The organism is Pseudohalioglobus lutimaris, from assembly GCF_002866825.1.
GTDB classification, from domain to species: Bacteria; Pseudomonadota; Gammaproteobacteria; order Pseudomonadales; family Halieaceae; genus Halioglobus; species Halioglobus lutimaris.
Genome location: NZ_PKUS01000022.1, coordinates 1 through 21,222, shown reverse-complemented (window position 1 = coordinate 21,222; position 21,222 = coordinate 1). Strand labels below are relative to the sequence as shown.

Sequence of the window (21,222 nt, the reverse complement as noted above, 5' to 3'; positions counted from 1 at the left end):
GGCGAACTCAGAACCGCTGGCGAGCCCCCTCGCCCACGATTGAAACCGGGTCAAGGTGAATGATCACCTCAGCTTCCGGATAGGCCGCGACCACAGCGGCCTCCACTTCCTCGGCAATCCTGTGCGCATGCATCAGCCTGAGATCATCATCGAGCTCAATATGCATCTGCATAAATGTGTCGATTCCCGAGCGCCGTGTGCGCAGGTCGTGGACCCCGAGGACCTCGGCGTGTTCCAGCGCGATCTTCTGAATCGCTGCACGGTCCGCATCGGGCAACTCCCGGTCCATAAGATGATCAAAGGCCTGGGTAATAATCTCCCATGCGCTATAAAGAATATACACAGCGATAGCGGCAGCAAACAGCGCATCAAACCCTGGCCACCCCCAACGGGACAACGCCAGGGCGAGCAGAACACTGGCATTAACCAGCAAATCTGTGCGGTAGTGCAAGGCGTCAGCACGAATAGCCGTGGAGTCGGTCTGCATAATCACATGACGCTGAAATGCGAGCAGCAACAACGTCATGACAATGGAAAACACCATCACCCCCATACCGTACACGTGGCCCTGGATCTCCACCGGAGACAGCAGGCGTTGTATGGATTCAGACATGAGAAAGAGCGCAGAGCCCGTGATCAGCGCGGCCTGACCCAGCCCGGCCAGGGCTTCTGCCTTACCATGCCCGAAGCGATGCTCCTTATCCGCCGGCGACAAGGCGTGACGTACCGCAAGAAGATTGACCAGGGAGGCCAGTACATCCAGTACCGAGTCCACCAGGGTAGCGAGCAAACTGACCGCTCCCGACTGGCTCCAGGCCAGCAGTTTGACCAGAATAAGTATGGTTGCCACGGACACCGAGGCATAGGTGGCGATCCGCATCAGACGACCGGCTTCTTCCGGCGTTACCCGGGAGGGAGATGTATCCTCACGCATGCGCCAAAACCATCAGCTGCGCCGCGATGAGGCGGGGAGTATGAACAAGCCCTCGGCACTGGCAGTCACTTTTCCGTCGACGCGCATTTCGCCGCGGCTCAACTGTTTGCGCCCCGTGTTCCTCTCGTTCACCGCCCAGAGTTCAATCGGCCGGTCCAGTGGCGTGCGGCGGTGATACCTTATCGTCAAGGTCCCGGTAAACCCGGCTGCGCCGGAGACCACATTGGCCATGGCCAGCAATTCGTCAAATACCGCAGCAATAACACCGCCATGCACGCTGTTGGGTGGACCGGCATAGGTGGGTGAAAACGTGGTTTCCCCGCGCACTTCGTCGCCGTCTCGCCACAAGCGTATGGGCGGTGCTACCGGATTGCGTCGCCCGGATACCGGACTGAACGGCATACAGCGGGTAAGATCCTCTTCCAGCCAGCCCGGCCCGGGCGTATCGCTGGCAATAGAAACTGCTGACCACTCCTTTCCGTGCTGCAAATAAGGAGACAGTATCTCCATGGCAGCCTGGATATGATGGGTGGCATCGGCCAGCGCTGAGTCAGGGGCATCACTGCAGCGCAATAGTTCGATGAGTTTGCCCGCCTCCTGGTTGACCGCCTCAATCAACGCCTCTTCGCCGCGCTCTGTATCCTGCTTGAACATTGTCTTCTCGACCCTGGTAGCAATACCGCGTGGCGACCCTAGCTACGAGCGGTTTTTTGGGGGAACAGTGGAACCGGCGGCTCTGTCGAAACCGGCGGCGACTGCTGCAGTAGCGGCTCCGCCGAAGAGTGCACGAAGCGCAGCACCTGACGCGGGAACTCACCAAGGTAGACGGGCCTGGTCTCAGGGCTCTGGTAAGGCTCTCCACGGATTTGCTGATACTGCTCCTGCATTTCTTCAATCAACAGGGCACGTACGTCGCGGGCTTCGCCGCCGGTGGTCACACCGCCATGGAACTGGTGAAACGTTCCTTCACCAAGCAGTACGACATGCTCGACCCCATTGTATTCACAGGCTCGCTTATAAAGATCGAGATTGACCAGACCGCCGCCACGAAGATTGAAGCGGGTGTCCAGCCCCCCTAGAGACGCCCAGATGGCCCGGGGAATACTGATACAATTACTCTCACTATTGGCCCGGAAAAAGCCAGCCGCGCAGGAGCCGCTGAAACAGGCAATATCAAAAAGCCCGTAACCGTTAGCCGGCCAACCACAGGACGCGATCAGCGCCTGATCCTGTTCCACGCCATAGCCCTGGTCTACTGCTTCCTGCTGCAACTGCTCCCCAATATGATAACCGGGAACCGTAACCACCGCGGTATCCTGAAGGCGATGCCCCCTGATGATGTTACGCACTACACCGGGCGTAACCATTCGCGCGCCGTCTATCATCACACACAGATAGCGCCCCCGGCTGATGCCCGCGCCATGATTGATAGCGTGCACCGGTGTGGGCTCACGCTCTGCACGCAGGTGATAACTGAAGTTGGCAGGAAGTTTGGCAATGAACTCGCGCGACAGCGTGTTGGCTGACTCATTCTCTACGACGATGACTTCGTAATCTGACGCATCGACCCCCTGCTGATACTCAGGCATCAGCGAATAAAGGGTTTTCTCCGCCTGCTTGGGCATATCGTAGAGGATGACAATAAAGCTTACCGCCGGTCCGTCAACAGCCATGGGTTGCGGCGTACTGTTACCTGCACTCATCATTCTTCTGATATGCGTCAGCATAATATCCCTACCTCACACAGCCAGTCGCTGCAATTTGCGATACAGGCGGCGAATGTGCCAGGGCAGCTGATCTGCCGCATTCAGCTGCGCGGAACGCAGGCCCTCGTCGTAGAATTCGCCCCGCCACTCACTGCTGTCAAAACCAAGCGAGGCGAGCACGCCCTGCAGCTTTTCCTGAAACAAAGACTGCTCGTCATCGAAGCACAATATTGGCAGCGGGGCCCTTCTGTACTCCTGCAACAGCCTACGGTTATAGGCAAACCAGAGATTCAGGCCCTGCGCCAATGGCATACCGCTGCGCTTGTGCAACGATCCGGCTACAGCCAGTGGATGGCGAAAAATACCGACGTACTGCATATGCGGGAACAGGCACTGCCAGCCGGACAACACCAGTAAGGTTCTCGGGTCCTTGAAACCAAAAGGTGAGTGCTGTGCATAGGCTGCGAACAGCACTCGCGCCGCCGCCAGTTCGTCCTGCGGCCACGCCACGCGCCCGGATGGCGGGTTGTCCCAGGCGCTATCGACAGCACCAAGTACACGGTCGTTGATATCGACAATCTGCTGGTTCTCGCGATTACCCTTGAGGTTATGCGGATTCCAGGTATGCCGGTCCCCCAGGAAAAGACCTGCTTCTTCCAATGAACCGGTCAGGCAACTGGTCCCGGACCGGTGCATGCCCAGTACGCAAAGTATGCGTTCGGGGGCCGGGACAGGTTCAGCTTCGCTCTGTATGCTTGATGTCACGCAGCTAGGCACTCGTTCCCGCCCTCATAGGGGCGAGAATCTTATAATTTCAACTACTTAGAGCACCGAGTATATAGATTGAGCGAGAGGGGTGCCAGCGGGAGCCTAGGCGCCCCGCTGCTGTGCCAGAATCAGGTCTACCACCGGCTGGAGGTTCTGGGCAATGGTCGCTTCGATCAGCCTTGGTCCTTTCACGGCCATTGCCTGCTCAAACTCGCGATGGAAGTCTTCTGCAGTCTCCACTGCCACGGCGGGAACCCCCATTCCCTCAGATATCTTCACCCAGTCAATACTGGGGCGATCCAACTCCAGCATCGACAGCATTTTCGCAGTAGGCTCGTCCTCGCGGACACGCGCTAACTCAATATTCAGCACTGCATAGGCATCATTCTTGAGAATGACGATGGTGACATCGCATTCCTCCCTGGCAATGCTCCACAAGGCCTGGTTGGTGTACATCCCACTACCATCCGCCTGCAGTGCAACAACTTTACGCTCGGGGGCAGCGATGGCTGCGCCAAGCGCCACCGGCAGGCCGTTGCCGATAGCCGCTCCGGGGATGGCATAGAGATATTCATGCTGGCGCGCACCTGCGGTGTGCATGTACAGATCCAGCCCGGCAGTGGCACCCTCATCGACCAGTGCTGAACCCTCCGGCATCAGCAGACTAACGCTCTGGCCGATGCTTGCCGCTGTCAGCGTGCCAGCAGGCAACTCTGGTTCAATGCGAGGGCTGCGACTAACCTCCTCTCCGCTCGCACCCAATGCCGCCTCCAGGTCGCGCAGACCGGCCAGGACGTCGTGGTCAGGGGAGGCAAACACACTGATGTCACAGCTCGGGGGTACCTTCGATGTCGCAGAGTGCTGGTAGGCGAAAGTCGACACCGGAGGCATGGCGCCAACCAGGATAATTTGCTCATATTCGGCAAAGAACCCCTGGGCCATCTCCAGAAAATACGGTACCAGTTGCACCGGCACACACCCCTCACCGCGAGCCAGTCGCGCGGGGAACGTTTCACCCAACAGTTGTACGCCTGTCCTGGCTGCAATACGGCCAGCTATCTCCAGGCCGTCGTTGCGCAGAGCGTGATTGCCCAGCAGAAGCCCCGTTTTGCGACCATTCGACAACAGTTTGACCGTCGCCTCGACTGTGTCAGGTGCAACACAAGGCGTAGCGATAGGGGTGACATCAACCGGGGCGTCAGGAGCAGGATCCCAGTGACAATCCGTGGGCGCGATCAAGGTACTGATTTTTCCACAGCCGGTCATCGCCTCGCGTACCGCCTCCGCTCCCAGCAGTCCCATCTCCGAGGAAGACTTTGCCTCCCGGGTCCAGTGAGACACAGCCCTGGCCACTTCGGTGATCTTGCCACCAATAAACTCATGTTCGGGGAAATTAGGCTGATGATAGGTGGCGTTGGCACCAACGATGTTGACGATGGGGGTGTTGGCGCGCCCGGCATTATGCAAATTGGCGATGCCGTTGGCGAAACCGGAGCCAACGTGCAACAGGGTAAACGCCGGTTTTTCCGCCATGCGCGCATAGCCGTCCGCTGCGCCGGTCACCACGTTTTCCTGCAGACACAGAATCGGCCGTACCGCGTCAGATTTACCCATTTCGTAAACCAGTTGCATCTCGGATGTGCCTGGATTGGCAAAGCAGGTATCCAGACCTGCACTGGTCAATGCGTTAAAAAGTGCCTGTGCTCCATTCATGGGAGATCCTCTGAAAAATGATTCTGACGCAAGTATAGCCGCTCACCGCGCCAGTGATTGTCGGCTAGTTGTCAGTTGACAAAGAATCTCACCCCAGCGCGCATATTGGTGGTGGAGCTTGCCTGACATTCGGATGCGGAGGTGCTGCGAACAGCGGTGCCGCCCCTACTGCTTGATAGCAAAGATTTTCACACTGGCCGCGTAATCATTGGCGTCAATGCTATCCAGCAGCTGACTCATGGTCTCGTGAAAATTGGCAGGCGCCTCGTCAGGCTCCACGCTGGCGGCGTCACAGCATGAAGTCTGTAGCTTTACGCTGGATGGGGCGGGGCCACAGCAAGCCGCACTGCCGCCCTCTTTGTAGATATTGAGATCCGCATTACTGTCCTGAATGACGACTTTGGTGAAACCCGCGCGTTCCAGTGCAGCAAAATTTTCGTCTATCGTCAGTGCGCCGCCTATACAACCATTCCAGGCTGCCACCTCATTGCGGAACTCCTCGGGCAAAGCCCTTTTCAAGGCAATATCCGAAATCGCCAGGCGCCCGCCGGGTTTGAGCACGCGGAAAACCTCAGCGAGTGCGGCATCCTTGTCGGCACAGAGGTTGAGCACACAGTTGGAGATCACGCAGTCTACTGACCCACTATCAATGGGCATGGATTCTATTTCTGCCAGGTGAAATATCACATTGGCATAGTCACCCTTCTGTGCATTAGCCCGCGCCAGTTCGACCATATCGGCGGTCATATCGATGCCTATGGCAAGGCCTGCAGGGCCCACTTCCTTCGATGCCAGAAACACATCCAGACCACCGCCTGAGCCCAGGTCTACGACGGTTTCACCGGGACGCAGCGTGGCCAGCGCAATAGGGTTGCCACAAGACAAGCCCATATTGGCCTCATCCGGAATACTGGCCAGTTCCTCGGCAGAGTAACCGAAAGCACTCGCGATGCTGCGCATACCTTCCTGATGCGACCCAAGACCCTGACGGGCAACGCCGCCATAGCCATCGCGCACGGCATTCTTTATTGAATCAGACATTTCAGACTCCCAGGCAATGTGTTGTGAGATTACGTCATGAAAAGTCGCAGCACAAATCCCCCGCCGCAAGGAGATGTGGGTACGTCATCCATCGCGCAACGTCAGTCGTAACAAATACACCCCTGTACAGAGACACATCACCCATGCTCGCCACACCACCCGAACAATCGCGATCGGCGCAGGATAAGACGGGCTGCCTGCACCTGCCTGCTTTCAACGCTGTGATAGTGGGCAATGGAGCCATTGGTGGGGCACTCCTCGAATGCCTGCTGGCGAACCCCCGCCTCAACCGGGTAATGGTACTGGGACGGCGTCGCAGGCCTGCCGATATAGACGCCAGCGTTGACTACCTTCGTTTCGACGCGCTGGACCCGAACTCCATCTCCAGCGCTGCCGCAAAGGTGCACCAGCAACTGGATCATGTGCATTTACTCATCAACACCGTGGGCATGCTGCACAGCACGGAGCAGCAGCCGGAAAAACGGTTGCGCGATGTCAGCGCGAAGAGTTTGCAGCAGTCATTTATGACCAACGCCGTCTTGCTGCCCCTGCTGGCACAGTCCTTTTCACCGCTGATGCGACACGCCGATCCGGCTGTATTGGCGTCCCTGTCCGCACGCGTTGGCAGCATCGCTGATAACAGACTTGGAGGCTGGTACAGCTATCGTGCATCCAAGGCGGCCCATAATATGCTACTGCAGACCCTGTCCAGGGAGTGGAGCCTGAGCCACCGTAATGTCAGTGTAGTGGCCCTACACCCGGGAACCGTTGAGTCACCCCTGTCTTCGCCCTTCATATCGACAACCTACGGCAAGCGAGTTCTAAGTGCCAAAGAAAGTGCATCTGCGCTGCTTGCGGTAATAGAGGGTCTGCGGCCTGGGGAGACCGGTGCCTTCTATGATTGGCAGGGACACTCTATCCCCTGGTGACCAACGGGATTCAAACTGTGCCTAACAATCACTTTAAGTACGCAACAGCCTCGCAGGCCAAGGAAAAGATGATCGACAATACCCTCCAGGGCCATTCCAGAAAAAGAGCGCTTCTGGCTGGCCTCAGGGGGTAAATCTTCTTGATTTTCAGAAACGCTTACGCAAGCCAAAGCCAGCCAGTTCAGTGCGCGGACTCTCCCGGCAGGAGAGTAAAAGGTCGCAGGCCTGGCCAATGCACATTGCCTACGTGAATTGCCCGGACGGGAAGTCGGGCCGGTACACGTGAACCGTGGCAAGGGCTCAGCCGTAACATCTTGTAAGTACACGCGGAGCAGTAACATGAAACACACGCTTTCCAGACTCTGGAACAGATTCAGACAACAGCCCGAGAAACTGCAGAATGCGGGTCATCGCCCGCACAGCACGGCGCGTCCTTTGAGTGCCGCCTCGCGCTGCGTCTGGCAGTTGGACAGCGAGGCCTGAGCGCCTTACGAACCCCAACGGCAACTATGACAACCAACCGTACAATGGGTCACCTTGAGCTTCCCACCATTGCCACGTGGCTGGCCCGAACTGGTCTGTTGCCTTTCATCACGCTGCCATTTTTGATCGCTTTTGACCTGACGCGAGCAACACTGTGGTTAGAATTGCTGCGTTCTTACAGCCTGGGCATTCTGTGCTTCTTGCTCGGAGCCTGGTGGGGCCTGGCATTGATACGCCGACACACCTCAGCACTCTGGCTCAGCAACGCGTTGTTCCTGGTAAACTTCTTCGGCTACCTGATTCTGCCAGCGAGCGGCTACCTGGTTTTGGCCGCGATGCTATTCATTGCACTTGTCATAATTGAAAAGCGACACCCATTGTTCCACTTACAACCCCCTTACTATGCCCACTTGAGGTTGATGCTCAGCGCAACAGCCAGCCTGGCGCTGTTAGCAGGGGCAGTCCTCACCGGCGCGGCCATTGACTGAAACCAATACCCGAAGAGACACCGATGAAACTGACGTTCACTGAATTTGCAAAACTGAAAGAGCCTGCTGACGTGGTGATACATTCGCTGGAGCAGGCGCTTTATCAGGTGACGGTTGATATCGCCGGCAAGCGTCACCTGTTAATTGAGAACTCCGGCAAGACGTTTCGCTGTCACAGCTTGCAGCAGGCGCGAGAGGCACTGCAATTGCTCCCGGTGGCGTCACTCACCCTGCGCCAGCAGTCGGCTTATGATGAGATGGTAGGCCAACCTGTGAGAGAACAGGGCAACGCCCTGCAGGTGCCTCTGTCACTGAAGCAATACCCATCACCGGTTATACACTGACTCATAATCAGATAGATAAAAGGAAAACTTACTGAATTGACCCTGGTCCCGCGTCCTGCCTGAACGGGCGCAGGCAAGGTCAGGGCCCTAAACTACTGAGTTGATGTGATCTGCCAGACGCAGCGTCATTTGAACAATAGTTAACGTTGGGTTGGCGTGGCCACCTGTTGTAAAGACACTGGATCCCGCCACATATAGATTTTTTGTCCCGAAGACTTTCTGGGTCGAGTCCACAACGCCTTCGCGAGGAGACTCCCCCATTCTCGTTGTGCCCATGTGGTGGTGAACAGGCCTGACCCGGGCAGCTATTTCGTCCGTAAGCAGCCAGTCTGTCATCTTGATTCGACCTAATTCAAGCCTGGCGAATGCTTCCCCGAACCGGATGATCCCTCGCCTGATGGTTTCGATGTCTAGCGCTGAAACCTTCCAATCCAGCTTAACCCTGCGCATGCCAAATTGATCAAGGTCATCACCAAGCATAATTCGGCTGAGAGGGTTGGGGGCCTGCTCAGAAGACATAATTATTCTGCCGTCCGTCAACTCGCCATGACCCGGTGTGCGCACGCGCATACGCACGTTAAAATTCAGCACCCGCTCTGCCTCCAGTAACTCAAGCGAGGGAGAAAAGAAATTTCGAACGCTACTCAAGCAATCTATATCTCGCTCCCGTAAGTCATCTATCACGTCACGAATCCACTGATTTTCGCAGATATGCTGTCGCAGCCGCCCCTTGAAGGAATCGCCAAAAGGATTACTGTCGACATACTCGCTAAAAGCATCTTCGAAAATAAACTCTGCAGGATCACAAAACAGGTGATCCATGAAATACCGGCCCACAAGTTGGTTCTGGTTACCCACACCACCGGGCACCTGCCGGTCAGAGTTCAACAGCAGGCGTGGATTCTCGATGCCACCCGTCGCCAGTACGAATATGCGCGCCTTGGCTTGAAATTCCTTTCCTGCGTAATTGCGCACCCTGAAATGATCAAGCGAGGAAGGGTCCTCTGACAACTGTAAGTCAAGGACGCTCGCATTCAGATAGCACGAAATATTCGACCGCTGCTCCAGCTCGCTACGATATCTGGTCCCGAAACGGGTAGGAGGACTTACCTTGAAATTGATGCTTTGGAAGCTCGGTGAGGCATCAAGCCTTTCCTGAAGTGGCCCGCTGGGCTCAACCCAGGGATCATCATGCGAGAGCTCCAGCATCGTTTCAGCCGGCTTAAGGTAAGGCTTGAGATCTGATGCCTGAATAGGCCAGCCACTATCTGGCAAGTAAGCTTTTGGCTGAAAATCATAACTATCGAGCGGCCTACAATCGCCACCCCAATGATTGGAAGCGCCACCCAGAAAACGCAACCTGCCTATGCTCGGGTCAACATAGTCATCGCCTACGTTTTCTCCCTGGTACACTGACTGTGATTCCGATGAATAATCAAACCCGCCACCCTCCAAAAGCAATACATTTAATCGCTTGGACAGTTTCAGCGCCAGGGTGATACCTGCAACCCCTGCACCGCAGATGCAAACATCATAGTTGGAACCTGCAAACGGATCCTGCAGCGCATCATTGAGGTCGGCGATCACTGCAGAACGTCCTCAAGGTCAGATTTCTTCAAAATCCACCCATTGACGATGACACAGTCATTGCTCATATCGGGCTCCGCGAGTACTTTGCGCGACAACAACGACCCGCATGAAAATAAGGGAATTAACGAAAGAAACCGAATAAACTGCCGGCGGGAGTTTTGCAAAACCAATACCTCGAATTAGTGGCCTTATAGCGGACCTACCCCGGTGAGACATGGACCCTCCGGGGTGACCAATGGCGAACTCCATCACTAACCAGCCCCGCCCGTGCAAGCAGGGGGAGCCGCGCATCCAGGCCGCCGTTTTTAAATACTCCCATCAAATTTCGGGTCGAACAAGTAAAAACCAGCAACTGCTGACATTGACGTTAAGCTCACAGCAGGTCGGCTCATACCATGTGGGTCACCGATCTCAGCTCACTCAACAGGCATGCCCGGGCCGTAATCTGCCTGTGGACAACTCTTGAAGTATAAAGAAGACCCCCGGCACAGCGTTCCATGAACGCTGCCGTAACCGGGAAAAATGGAACGGGTGTGCCTCAGGCTCGAATTTGGTAAGCGCCACTCATGTAAACTCCAATACGTCGGCCCTACCCCGCTCGGCAAACTCCCGCTCCCATTGCTCGATACTCTCTGCCGTCATCAAGCCCCAGGGAGCCGACTTGTTCGACTGCCACCAGATGGGATCAGCGCAGCGCCATTTCTCCTGTCGCAGGGGTTGCTTGATCACTTTCGATGTTTGCGTCAGTGGCAGCGCATCGGCGATCCTGAAAAAGCTTGGCATCCATTTGCTGCCGAAATCATCCTGGTCGCGCAGGAATCCCGCAAAAGCGCCCGCGTCGAATTCAACACCCTCGCGCAACTGTAACGCCGCCATGACCCGGTCTCCCAATACCGGGTCCGGCACCGCATAAACAGCCGCAATGACCACATCGGGATGCCGGCTCAGCACCTGTTCGACCTGCGAGGTACCAATGTTTTCCCCGTCCACACGCATGCCGTCACCGTCCCGACCGACAAAATAAAAGTAACCGTCCGCATCCCGATAACCACGATCGCCCATCCAGATGACACCGCCTCGAGTACGCTTGGCGTTGGCCTCTTCATTTTTCCAGTACCCTTCGAAGGCGGGCACTCCGTCGGTATTGACCAGTTCACCAATCGCTTTATCAGCGTTGAGCAGACGCCCTTTTTCATCCACTTGGGCCCGCTCGCACTCCGTCATGGTTTCGGGATTCATGACCTTCATGCCGGAGGTCATCGCCAGCCCCAGGGAGCCCGCCGGCGTGTCTCGATCACGCACAGTAGCCACCCCTCCTTCGGTGGAACCGTAGGCATCCCGCAATGCGCAGGCGAAGCGACGCTCGAACTCCTTCAGGTCGGCGTGAGCGGCCTCATTGCCCAAGCCGCGCCGCAGCGTATTGTCAGCATCATCGGGTTGCTCCGGCGTTGCCAGTACATAGGCAAGCGGTTTCCCGACATAGCAGAAATACGTTGCGCCGAAGCGGCGTACATCAGGCAGAAACCCCGATGCAGAAAATTTGCGCCGCAAGGCGATGGGTACACCCGCCCCCAGTGAAGGCAACACGCCGGTCATCAGCGCATTTGAGTGGAACAGCGGCATGGATATATAAGTGACGTCCCCGGAGGTGAGCACATGGTCATCGATTACACGTTGCACGTTCGCGGTTACTCGACCGTGAGAGCAGATACAGGCTTTGGGCGCACCCGTGGTACCCGATGTAAATATCAGGCAAAACATGTCTTTAGGAGACACTTCCACATCGGGCAAGCTGGCGTTTTCGAACGTTAACAGCCCTTCACGGTACGCCTGCGAATCGGTGTTAAGACAACGCGCCCCACCCAGATCCAGAGGCTGCAATTCATCCCAGTAGTTGTCGTTACTGATGAGAAACTGGCATTCAGTGTGACGGATGTCCCGCGCCAGGTCGTCCCCACGACGAGTAGGATTGACACCCACCAGTGTCGCCCCCGCCACCGCACAGGCACCCAGCCACATCAGGTACTCCGGCTCATTATCGAGCAGCAAGCCGACATGGAATGGCCCATTGCGAGGTTGATCCAGCAAAAAGGCTGCACGCTGGGCGCAGGCCTGCACGAACTGGGCATACGTCCAGCTCTGATCCTCAAACAACAGGCCAGAATTGTGATTATTGACCTGCGCGCGTATCAATTCAGCTACCGTACTCATTATTATTTCCTCTGAAAATTGATTGCTATCGACTCAAGAGACGCCGGATAAAGCTGTCATTGCGTTTTTCCTGCGCTCGCAATACCAGCATATCTCGCAACATGGTATCGATACTGGCAGCGGTTTCATCACGTACACGGTTCAGGACAGATTTAGGAACGGTTTTGCCATCCGGGTAGTGAGGTACCGAAACCGGTTCGCCAAAGGCGAGATAGCAATGCTGCGGTTTGGGCAGCAGTGTAGACAGTGCACCTTTGGGTATAAAGGGCATCATGTCGTCGCGCCAATCGTCCGTGAGCACGCCGGCCTTTCTCAGCAGTTTGCCTGGCAAACTGTCGGCGAATTCTCGGCTCTCTATCACCTGGTCGTAGAACTCATCAGCACCGACCAGTGCGAAGGGTGTAATGGGGTAACCATGCCTGGCCGCCATGCGCACAAAGCCGTACCGTTCCTTCCACAGCAGGGAATATTTGTCCGCCTCAGACTTAATCGCCTCATGCGCGCCACCGGGAAACACCAGCAGGTCTACGCCGTCTTCCATCATGGCACCGCACACTTCGGGGTGAGCAGGAATCATCCCGCTTTTTATCAGCAGGTCACCCACTTTGGGATTCTGCAGCAGGGCATTATCACCCATGGCGCGGACGAATCGGCCGGCTTCATGGTAAAGGATGGGGCAGATCACGAAACCGTCCAGACCAAAACCACTGTGGTTACCCACGAATAGAGCGGCATTATGGATAAGGGCGCGCAACCGGGTTTCGGACCTAACTACTCCCGAATCGACCGCTGTCGACCATCTGCTGAAAGAAGTCGTTCATCGTTTCCGCAAGCGGGCGATAGGTCACACCCAATTCAAGGACACTTCTGGAACTGTCGCCCCTCCAAGGGTAGCCGAAGTTCCGCGACACGATTTTGCGGGTTATGCCCGGAGCCACCATTGGTGCCACCAGCCAGATCAGCCATTTCGGCAATAAACGCCGGGGGATCGGATAGTCATTACCGTACTTCGGCAACAGCGTTGCTGCCATTTCAAGTAAAGTCGTGTCGTGAGCGGATATGATATAGCGACCTGTTGCTCCAGGGGTATATGCTGCCCCCACATGCGCTTCAGCCAGGTCTCGCACATCCACAACGCCAACACCCGCGTCAGGTGTACCTCTTTTTTGGGAGCCATCTCCCATTTGCATAATCATGTTGAAGCTTTCCGAGGTCGCGTTGGGGTTCAGGCCCGGCCCCATAACCAGCGACGGGTTGATCGTCACCAGTTCCCATTGGCTTTGGCTGCCGGCGATCTTCCACGCTTCTTTTTCGGCTTCTGTCTTGGAATAGGAATAAGGGTTGTGAGTGAGCGATGATGTCGTGTTCCAGTCGTCTTCGGTGAAAACGCCGCTTGCTGTGCTTTCTATATCCGCGTTGTCCCCGTAAATCGCAGCGCAGCTACTGGTGACTACCACACGCCTGACCGACGGCGTCTCGCCTGCCTGGGCGAGTACGTTGCGGGTACCGAGTTTCGCCGGGTCGACCAACTCGCTCTGCGGGTCGTTGACATCAATCACAAAGGGGGATGCAGTGTGGAAAACCACCGAGCAGCCCGCCATCGCCTCGGCATAAGTCCCCTCGTCCAGCAGATCCGCCTTGAAATACTTGATCTCACCTGGCGCTGAGGCCGCGATTTCATCGAGATGCCGACATTTTTCGGTTTGGGAGGGGTCTCGCACGGCAGCATGCACCGTTACGCCGGCTTCCAGTAAAACCTTGACGATCCACCCGGCAACATAGCCGGTGGCACCGGTCACCAGAACCGGGCTAGACGTGTCGATTTCGTACATGATAACTCTCCTGCGGTCATTTCAGCGCTCTGAGGAACCTGAAGCGTGACAGCACCGGGCGCCTGAATTTGGAGCACCTCCGATATTATTATCGCAATATCTGACGATAGTCCCAGTGTAATGTAACAGATAACTCCTCTGCTTCCGCTCACCGAAACCTGGAGAACTACCGAATGCGCGTCCTAACCCATTGTGGAGGGGATGGCATTATCAATCGCGTTTAGTGGATTCCGGTCCATCCCCAGTGTAGGAGGCAGAGGCGCAGAGAGGCGAGGAACGGCAGTAGCCGGAACTGCCCAGCACCTTGCCCATGGCCTGGGGGGGCGAATGAAATGACCGACTTTCATAAGTAAACGTCCGAGGAACACATTCTCCGCAAGCAAATCCTCTACTACAGTCGATACTGTTAATCCTTCGAACGCATGGGATGGGGTGAAAAGCATGACGACAGAGCGCAGAGTGTTGGTGTACGGAGCGAATGGCTATACCGGAAAGATCGTCTCCGAGAGCCTGGCCAACCGAGGTATTCCTCACTATTTTGCAGGCCGCAACAGGGAAAAACTTGAGGCAGCGCTAAGCATCGTGGCCGAGCGCTTTGGCAGCCCGGTAGACGCCGAGATCGCGGTAGCCTCGAATAACCCTGACGAATTGCGCCCACTGTTTGCAAAGGTGGATGTGGTGATCAACGTGGCGGGGCCCTTCATGCAAATGGCGTGGCCGGTGGTGGAAACCGCACTGGAGTGCGGCTGCCATTACACCGATACCACCGGAGAGCAGGACTGGAGCCGGGCTATCGCGGAACAATACGGCCAGGCATTTGCGGACAAGGGCTTGCTGCTGGCACCCGCAACGTCTTACATGTGGTCTGCCGGTGCCCTGGCGGCCGAAATTGTCCTGGAGAACAAAGGCGTCGACAGCCTGGATATCATCTACCAGATCGATCGCGGTCTGCCGTCAGAGGCTTCTACCAAATCCTTCCTGCGCATGGTCTGTAATGACCAGCTCTACCTGGACCTCAACGAGTATGCAGCCTGGGATTGGGACACGCTGGTTGATGTCCATGTGCCCTATCGCGGCGCAAGCATCCGTGCCTTTCCCTGGGGTGGTGCCTGCGAGCCGATCTGGTACAAAGATGACCCGCGTGTGCTGAACTGTAAAGTACTGACCGCAATGGGTGAGCACCTGATTGATGGCGTAAAAATGGCCATAGACAAGTTCCACGAAGAGGCTCTCTCGCTGTCACAGGAAGAACGCGAAGCCTGGACCAACACCGTCGGAGACACCATGCACCAGGGTGAGCCCCCGAAAGATAATGTGACCGCACAGCGCAGCTGCATCATTGTCGGTGGACAGGGCCAGACGACTACCGTGCAATACGTAATGAACCTGTCTGCGCCCTACACCTGGACCGGTGAGGTCTCTGCAGAAGCGGCAAAGCAGCTGCTGGCCGGCAAGTTACTGAAACCGGGTTTCCAGTCCGTCGCCACCGCATTCAATCACCGCGAACTCCTGCAGACGTTCCACGAGCTGGGGTTCACCAGCGCGCCGCCTGCGCCAGGCACACTCTAAAAACGAGGCTAGCCGATGAAAATGAACGCTTATGTCGCTGGAGTGGGAATGACCCGTTTTGGCAAACACATGGACCGTACGCTGAAGTCACTGGCTGGCGAAGCGATCCAGGCGGCTATTGATGATGCGGGCATTGATAAGCGCGATATTCAGGCGGCCTGGATGGGCAATGCCGCAGGGGGTGTGGTGCAGGGCCAGGAGATGATTAGCGGCCAGGTTGCACTACGCGAACTGGGCATAGGCGCGATTCCAGTGGTCAACGTGGAAAATGCCTGCGCCACATCCGCTACCGCATTTAACCAGGCATGTGCCATGGTCACCGCCGGCCTCTACGACGTGGCGCTGGCGGTCGGTTTCGAAAAACTGTTTCATCAGGACAAGCTGCGTACGTTTGCCGCTTTTGACGGAGCCGTGGATACCGAGGCGCCGGACGGGCCGATGGGCGCACTGCAGGAACTGGCGAAACGATCCAGCGAGCCGGTTGACGAGGAAAACGCCGGTAAAACACGCTCCCTATTCATGGATATCTACTCCCATATAGCCATCGCGCACATGAAGCAATACGGCACCACCGTGGAGCAGTTTGCCGGCGTTACCGCCAAGAACGCTTACCACGGAAGCCTCAATCCCAAGGCGCAGTTTCGCGCAGAAATGACGGTAGAAGAGGTACTGGCCTCCCGCAACATCATCTATCCGCTAACCCTGCCCATGTGCTCCCCGGTAGGTGATGGTGCCGCGGCAGTGATCGTTGTCAGTGAACGTAAAGCGCGGGAGTTGCAGCTTGCGCAGCGTATCAGGGTGCTATCGTCTGTGCTGGTGTCCGGCAGCGACGACATCCCCGACCTGTGCGGTTATGCCTCGGGTATTGCCTATGAAGAAGCCGGTGTTGGCCCTGAACAACTGAGCCTGGTTGAGCTTCACGATGCCTCCGCGCCTTCTGAAATTCTCGCCTATGAATACCTTGGGCTTTGCGCCAGGGGTGAAGGTGGTCGCATGATCGACGAGGGCACTACCCGGTTGGGCGGACGACTGCCGGTCAATGTGTCCGGCGGTTTGTTGCGCAAGGGACACCCGATAGGCGCTTCCGGCGCGGCCCAGATAGTTGAGCTTACTGAACAGTTGCGCGGCGATTGCGGTCCCCGTCAAGTGGACGGTGCCCGCGTTGGTTTGGCGCATAACGGGGGCGGCCTGATCGGCACTGATGCGGCGGCTACCGTCGTTTCCATCCTCGCGAGAGAGGGCTGACATGAATCCAGAGGACTTCATTATAGCCAACCTGGTCAAGGCCTGGACGAAAAAGAACCCCGACCTGGATGTCCTGACCTTTGTCGATATCGACGCAGACGGCAATTTTGTCGATGAAAAGCGTTCATATCGCCAGCTATGGGAAAACGGCCAGCGCCTGGCAGCCTGGTTGAAAACCCAGGGCCTACGTAAAGGCGACACCTTTGGCATGGTGATGATGAACCACCCGGAGTTTGTGGACTTGATGGTGGCCAGCTCGATACTGGGGACCATTTTTGTCCCCATCGACCCACGCATCAAGGGCGACAAGCTGCAGTACATGCTGGCATTTTCAGAGTGCAAGGGCGCCGTGGTGGCAACTTACGCCGCAGAAAGCGTGCACAGTGCATGGGGCGCAGCCGGTAGCGATGATCACTGGGTGCTGCCACTTCACGGCGACGAGAGCGTGGCTTCCATCCTCGCCGGCCCACGGCCAGATGTCGAGCTTCCGATAGCGAACACTGACCCCAATGCACCCATGCAACTGCTGTTTACGTCTGGTACCACCGGTGATCCGAAAGCCATTATGACGACCCATATTCGCCTGGCAGCGGTACCCGTTATTGCCGACATAATGGGCCTGGCAGAGGGAGATCGCCCCTACACCGGACTGTCACTAACGCATGCCAACGCGCAATTGATCACCCTGGGTGCCTGCCTGGTGCTGGGCTTGCGCGGCGTGTTCAGTCGTAAATTTACCAAGTCTCGCCTGTGGGACCTGTCTCGCGAATACGGTTGTACCTGGTTCAATCTGCTGGGCGGCATGACCAATGCCATTTTTGCAGAGCCCCAAAAGGAGAATGACGCCGACAATCCCGTACGCAAGGTGCTTTCTGCCGGCATGCCGGCAGCGATATGGAAGGATTTTGAACAGCGTTTTGATCTTGAGCTAACGGAGTTTTACGGCGCGGCTGAAGGCGGCCTGACCTTCAATCCGGCGGGAATCGGGCCGGCTGGCAGCTGTGGCAAGCCCCCTCCGAGCCTGGAGCTAAAGATTTTTGATGACAACGGTAACGAATGCGCCGCGGGAGAACCCGGTGAAATCTGTTTTCGCAACGCCGATGGTTCTTCACCTGTTGTCAGGTATTTCAAGAATCCGGAAGCCTCGGAACAGAAAACGCATGGCGGTTGGTTGCGCATGGGGGATATTGGCCATGTGGATGAAAACGGCTGGCTGTTCTTTCACTATCGCAAAGGCGGTGGCATCCGCCGCAATGGCGACTTTATCAACCCGGCCTTCGTAGAAAAGGCACTGGCTGAGAACGCTATGGTCGATGATGTGTTTGTCTACGGCGTGGCATTACCCGGTATGGCTCCAGGAGAGAAAGAAGTGGTTGCTGCAGTGGTAGCCAACCCGGATTTGGAATTTGACGCCAATGCGGTGTTTGACTCCTGCAAAAGCCAGCTCGCCGCGAGCTTTATGCCCACCTTTCTGCAGGTAGTGAAAGACATTCCGAAAACCGTATCGGAAAAACCCCAGGAGCGCTTCCTGCTGGAAGACTTCTCCGTAGACGCCGCGAATGTTCACAGAATTGCCCACAGACACTAGCTGTCCAGCCACTTAAGTATGGAGATTGCCTGAATGCATAAATATATCGACTTACCTGTTTCTGGACTGGAAGGCCCGCTGTCGGAAATGGAGCAAACCATACAGGACACGGCACACAAGTTCGCCGCAGATGTACTGCGCCCGGCAGCGGAACAAATCGACAAACTGACCGCGGAAGATGCGGTGGGACCGGATTCTCCCGTCTGGGAGGTATTGCAGCAGGGCAAAAAGCTGGGGCTGACCCTGTCGGCGATGGCCGAGTTGTCCCCGGCAGACGCCTCGCGGCTGATGTTGATCGCCGCAGAGGAGTTGGCCTGGGGTGATGCCGGTCTGGGTGGGGTATTGCTCTGCAATAACTTTCCCGCTATGTACTGCCATCTGGCGGGTCGCGATGATTTGATTCCCTACTGCGAACAATACCTGGGCTGCTGGGGAATTACCGAACCCGATCACGGTACTGACATGCTGGACGCCAGTGGCGAATTGCTGGCAGCGGATGGCGACTACGGCAAGCCCAACTGTACCGCGCGTATTGAGGGTGACAAGGTTGTCATCAACGGCCAGAAATCGGCCTGGGTATCCAATGCGATAATAGCTGAGCTCTGCGTTTTGTATTGTCACGTGGAAGTAGACGTTGAAACCCGCCCTGGCATCACTGTTCTGGTTCCGCTGGATCAAGCCGGCGTCAGCAAAGGTAAACCACTGGACAAGATCGGCTTTCGCGGCCTGAGTCAGGGCGAACTGTATTTCGACAATGCGGTTGCATCGGTGGAGCACATTATCGCCGGCCCGGATCGCGCCAGTTACGAAGAACTGGTCTATAAAACACTGGCCGAGGCCAACGTGCATGTGGGCAATATTGCCGTGGGCGTTGCCCGTGCGGCCTACGAGCATGCACTGGCCTATGCGCATGAGCGCAAGGCGGGCGGCAAAAAGATCATTCTCCACCAGAATGTGAATTACCGCCTGTTCCACATGTTCCGCAAGATTGAAGCGTCGCGGGCCCTGGTGCGCCGTGTCGCACAATACAACGCTACCGCGCCGCAGATGGCATTGCAGGGATCGACAGCCGCAAAAGTGAACGCTACCCAGGCGGCGTTTGAGGTCGCCAGCGATGCGGTACAAATTTTTGGTGGCAACGGCGTCACCCGGGAATACCCGGTTGAAAAACTGCTGCGTGATGCGCGCTCGGGTTTGATTGCCGATGGCTGTAACGAGATGCTCGCCCTGAAAGGCGGTGCGCAACTGATCAACCCCGAGTTGCTGCAGGGCTGAAGCGCAGGCTTTCGGTAATCCTGGAATGAGTACACGGGGTCATTCGATTCACCCCGGCATGAAAGCGACGCCAAAAACGTGACGAACAGACTAAAAGGAAGCCAGGACATGAAGAAAAGCGTTATGGTGTTCAGTGCGACGGGGGTGGCCGGTACCGCCTGTGTCGATGAAATGCTGCGTATGGGCAGCTACCAGGTCGTCATCCTGCAGCGGAGCAGTGGCCAGCTTGAGAAAACCTCTTACCGGCCGATCACGGACCAGGATAAAAAGCAGGCACAGCTGGACAAGTGGTTGGCTCAGGGGGTGGAAATTCGCACCGCCGATGCGACCAGCGTCCAGGCGCTTATTCCCGCAATGGCAGGAATAGATTATCTGGTGTCCTGCGCACCGATGACCGCGACAGAGTCTCAGTATCCGCTTATCTGGGCGGCGAAAGAAGCCGGCGTAGAGCGTTTTATTCCTTCGGAATTCGGCAATATCTATGAGTGGGAGCAGTACTTGCCGACTGACACCATTCACCGGCAGGTTGCCAGGCAGAAAGTGTTTATCAAGCGTGTCATTGAGCTGGCGGGGTTGGACTACACCATCATCCCGGCGGGCTTATGGCCAGAATTTTTTATGCTGGAACCCGTTGCCATAATTGGCGACGCAGATGCCAGAACCGCCTGGTCCACTGGTGCGGATCTGGGCCGTATTATTCCGCATGTACTGGCTCATCCAGCTTCCCGAAACGCCGTTTGCCCCGTTGCCGCTACTGCCTACTGTTCCTGGAACGAGCTACTTGATGCGCGGGAAAAAACGCTGGGGCGCAAGATCGAAAGGCATTCCCCAAGCCCGGAACAATGGCGGGCCGCTTATGCACAAGAGACCAATGAAGCAATGAAGATGTTACTGGGAATCGGTGTCGCCGGTACGGAATGCCCGGAGGGCATGCCATTGTCGGCAAACTGGAATGGACTCCACCTGCCCGAGTTCAAGGGGACGCCGCTGGCAATGCTGTTCCCGGAATACATAGAGCCTTTCGTGGCAGCGCTTAAAAGCACTCTGCAAGCCGACAGTGAAGCACAGGACTGATGAAACCCCTGTTCTACAGTGCCGCAGCATTCAACATGGTGATGTCTTTCCTGTTCGCCTTTTTCCATGTCGAGACATTTGCGTTCTTTTCTATAGTACCGGTACCGGCTCATCCGATGATGACCCAGCTGTTTGCCGTACTGGTGCTGGCCTTTGGTATCGGCTATTTCTGGATTGCACGCGACCCAGTGAAAAATCGCCAGATCATCCTGTTGGGTGCGCTGGCCAAGATTATGCTGGTACTGTTTGCGGGCTTTCAGGTTATCACTGGCATCGCCAGCTGGCAGCTTCTGATTCCGGTGTCTGCCGACCTGATCTATGCGGTATTGTTTGTGCTGGCCTACCGCACACTGCCCGCCTCAGTGTAGCGGTCTGGCGGGATAGCAAAAAAGCTAATCTTCGCTGCCGCAAAAAAAGGGGAAAATGGTGGGT

General features: G+C 56.5%; 19 protein-coding genes. 9 read left to right on the top strand and 10 right to left on the bottom strand.

The genetic code is table 11. The features are described from left to right. Positions 1-7: 7 nt before the first annotated feature. From C0039_RS14675 to arsM, 6 genes are all read right to left on the bottom strand, one after another. Entirely contained in the window at positions 8-934 is a 927-nt protein-coding gene (locus C0039_RS14675; RefSeq protein ID WP_157516065.1) for a cation diffusion facilitator family transporter, read from the bottom strand. Positions 935-946: 12 nt separating this feature from the next. Next, a complete protein-coding gene (locus tag C0039_RS14670; RefSeq protein WP_075999041.1) occupies positions 947-1,588 on the bottom strand; it encodes a PaaI family thioesterase in 642 nt (213 codons plus the stop codon). Positions 1,589-1,626: 38 nt separating this feature from the next. Continuing rightward, on the bottom strand, positions 1,627-2,661 hold the full coding sequence (locus C0039_RS14665; RefSeq protein ID WP_133126008.1) for a glycosyltransferase family 2 protein: 1,035 nt from the start codon (positions 2,659-2,661) through the stop codon (positions 1,627-1,629). A gap of 12 nt (positions 2,662-2,673) precedes the next feature. After that, the gene (locus tag C0039_RS14660; RefSeq protein ID WP_207796460.1) at positions 2,674-3,405 is read right to left on the bottom strand and encodes a hypothetical protein; all 732 of its coding nucleotides are present in this window, start codon (positions 3,403-3,405) and stop codon (positions 2,674-2,676) included. Between the two features lie 105 nt (positions 3,406-3,510). Beyond that, positions 3,511-5,121 carry an acetolactate synthase large subunit gene (locus C0039_RS14655; protein WP_075999044.1) on the bottom strand — a complete coding sequence of 537 codons (1,611 nt, stop codon included), beginning with the start codon at positions 5,119-5,121 and terminating at the stop codon, positions 3,511-3,513. Between the two features lie 165 nt (positions 5,122-5,286). Further along, positions 5,287-6,162, bottom strand: a complete 876-nt coding sequence (arsM, locus tag C0039_RS14650; RefSeq protein ID WP_101518471.1) for an arsenite methyltransferase — start codon at positions 6,160-6,162, stop codon at positions 5,287-5,289. A 143-nt stretch (positions 6,163-6,305) separates the two neighbouring features. Between arsM and C0039_RS14645 the strand changes: the two genes are divergently transcribed. The 3 genes from C0039_RS14645 to C0039_RS14635 all read left to right on the top strand — a co-directional run bounded on the left by C0039_RS14645 (position 6,306) and on the right by C0039_RS14635 (position 8,406). Continuing rightward, complete coding sequence (locus C0039_RS14645; RefSeq protein WP_101518470.1) at positions 6,306-7,091, top strand: SDR family NAD(P)-dependent oxidoreductase; 786 nt, start codon at positions 6,306-6,308, stop codon at positions 7,089-7,091. Positions 7,092-7,600: 509 nt separating this feature from the next. Next, positions 7,601-8,062, top strand: coding sequence for a DUF3429 domain-containing protein (locus C0039_RS14640; protein ID WP_101518469.1), 462 nt, complete (start codon positions 7,601-7,603; stop codon positions 8,060-8,062). 23 nt (positions 8,063-8,085) lie between these two features. Next, positions 8,086-8,406 (top strand): DUF6482 family protein, encoded by a 321-nt coding sequence (locus tag C0039_RS14635; protein WP_101518468.1) that lies wholly within the window; start codon positions 8,086-8,088, stop codon positions 8,404-8,406. 87 nt (positions 8,407-8,493) lie between these two features. Here C0039_RS14635 and C0039_RS14630 read toward each other — a convergent pair whose 3' ends face one another. From C0039_RS14630 to C0039_RS14615, 4 genes are all read right to left on the bottom strand, one after another. Beyond that, positions 8,494-9,993, bottom strand: coding sequence for a GMC oxidoreductase (locus C0039_RS14630; RefSeq protein WP_101518467.1), 1,500 nt, complete (start codon positions 9,991-9,993; stop codon positions 8,494-8,496). A gap of 567 nt (positions 9,994-10,560) precedes the next feature. Further along, positions 10,561-12,207: an AMP-binding protein gene (locus C0039_RS14625; protein ID WP_084179212.1), complete on the bottom strand. Its 1,647-nt coding sequence runs from the start codon at positions 12,205-12,207 to the stop codon at positions 10,561-10,563. Positions 12,208-12,232: 25 nt separating this feature from the next. Then, positions 12,233-12,961, bottom strand: a complete 729-nt coding sequence (locus C0039_RS14620) for a lysophospholipid acyltransferase family protein (protein WP_101518466.1) — start codon at positions 12,959-12,961, stop codon at positions 12,233-12,235. A 13-nt stretch (positions 12,962-12,974) separates the two neighbouring features. Then, positions 12,975-14,039: an NAD-dependent epimerase/dehydratase family protein gene (locus C0039_RS14615; RefSeq protein WP_101518465.1), complete on the bottom strand. Its 1,065-nt coding sequence runs from the start codon at positions 14,037-14,039 to the stop codon at positions 12,975-12,977. Between the two features lie 441 nt (positions 14,040-14,480). On the opposite strand from C0039_RS14615, the gene C0039_RS14610 reads away from it, so the two are divergent. The 6 genes from C0039_RS14610 to C0039_RS14585 all read left to right on the top strand — a co-directional run bounded on the left by C0039_RS14610 (position 14,481) and on the right by C0039_RS14585 (position 21,158). Beyond that, positions 14,481-15,608, top strand: a complete 1,128-nt coding sequence (locus tag C0039_RS14610; RefSeq protein WP_075999052.1) for a saccharopine dehydrogenase family protein — start codon at positions 14,481-14,483, stop codon at positions 15,606-15,608. Positions 15,609-15,623: 15 nt separating this feature from the next. Further along, the gene (locus tag C0039_RS14605) at positions 15,624-16,853 is read left to right on the top strand and encodes a thiolase family protein (protein WP_101518464.1); all 1,230 of its coding nucleotides are present in this window, start codon (positions 15,624-15,626) and stop codon (positions 16,851-16,853) included. Position 16,854: 1 nt separating this feature from the next. Continuing rightward, entirely contained in the window at positions 16,855-18,441 is a 1,587-nt protein-coding gene (locus C0039_RS14600; RefSeq protein WP_101518463.1) for an AMP-binding protein, read from the top strand. Between the two features lie 33 nt (positions 18,442-18,474). Continuing rightward, a complete protein-coding gene (locus C0039_RS14595; RefSeq protein WP_101518462.1) occupies positions 18,475-19,716 on the top strand; it encodes an acyl-CoA dehydrogenase family protein in 1,242 nt (413 codons plus the stop codon). Positions 19,717-19,824: 108 nt separating this feature from the next. Further along, entirely contained in the window at positions 19,825-20,790 is a 966-nt protein-coding gene (locus C0039_RS14590; RefSeq protein ID WP_101518461.1) for an NmrA family NAD(P)-binding protein, read from the top strand. Then, positions 20,790-21,158 carry a hypothetical protein gene (locus C0039_RS14585; RefSeq protein WP_101518460.1) on the top strand — a complete coding sequence of 123 codons (369 nt, stop codon included), beginning with the start codon at positions 20,790-20,792 and terminating at the stop codon, positions 21,156-21,158. The genes C0039_RS14590 and C0039_RS14585 overlap by 1 nt, the downstream gene beginning before the upstream one ends. The last annotated feature ends 64 nt before the right edge of the window (positions 21,159-21,222 follow it).

Bases quoted from the DNA above. Each gene is read 5' to 3' on its own strand.
- C0039_RS14675 (WP_157516065.1), bottom strand. From the start codon at position 934: ATGCGTGAGGATACATCTCCCTCCCGGGTAACGCCGGAAGAAGCCGGT.
- C0039_RS14670 (WP_075999041.1), bottom strand. From the start codon at position 1,588: ATGTTCAAGCAGGATACAGAGCGCGGCGAAGAGGCGTTGATTGAGGCG.
- C0039_RS14665 (WP_133126008.1), bottom strand. From the start codon at position 2,661: ATGCTGACGCATATCAGAAGAATGATGAGTGCAGGTAACAGTACGCCG.
- C0039_RS14655 (WP_075999044.1), bottom strand. From the start codon at position 5,121: ATGAATGGAGCACAGGCACTTTTTAACGCATTGACCAGTGCAGGTCTG.
- arsM (WP_101518471.1), bottom strand. From the start codon at position 6,162: ATGTCTGATTCAATAAAGAATGCCGTGCGCGATGGCTATGGCGGCGTT.
- C0039_RS14645 (WP_101518470.1), top strand. From the start codon at position 6,306: ATGCTCGCCACACCACCCGAACAATCGCGATCGGCGCAGGATAAGACG.
- C0039_RS14640 (WP_101518469.1), top strand. From the start codon at position 7,601: ATGACAACCAACCGTACAATGGGTCACCTTGAGCTTCCCACCATTGCC.
- C0039_RS14635 (WP_101518468.1), top strand. From the start codon at position 8,086: ATGAAACTGACGTTCACTGAATTTGCAAAACTGAAAGAGCCTGCTGAC.
- C0039_RS14625 (WP_084179212.1), bottom strand. From the start codon at position 12,207: ATGAGTACGGTAGCTGAATTGATACGCGCGCAGGTCAATAATCACAAT.
- C0039_RS14615 (WP_101518465.1), bottom strand. From the start codon at position 14,039: ATGTACGAAATCGACACGTCTAGCCCGGTTCTGGTGACCGGTGCCACC.
- C0039_RS14610 (WP_075999052.1), top strand. From the start codon at position 14,481: ATGACGACAGAGCGCAGAGTGTTGGTGTACGGAGCGAATGGCTATACC.
- C0039_RS14605 (WP_101518464.1), top strand. From the start codon at position 15,624: ATGAAAATGAACGCTTATGTCGCTGGAGTGGGAATGACCCGTTTTGGC.
- C0039_RS14600 (WP_101518463.1), top strand. From the start codon at position 16,855: ATGAATCCAGAGGACTTCATTATAGCCAACCTGGTCAAGGCCTGGACG.
- C0039_RS14595 (WP_101518462.1), top strand. From the start codon at position 18,475: ATGCATAAATATATCGACTTACCTGTTTCTGGACTGGAAGGCCCGCTG.
- C0039_RS14590 (WP_101518461.1), top strand. From the start codon at position 19,825: ATGAAGAAAAGCGTTATGGTGTTCAGTGCGACGGGGGTGGCCGGTACC.
- C0039_RS14585 (WP_101518460.1), top strand. From the start codon at position 20,790: ATGAAACCCCTGTTCTACAGTGCCGCAGCATTCAACATGGTGATGTCT.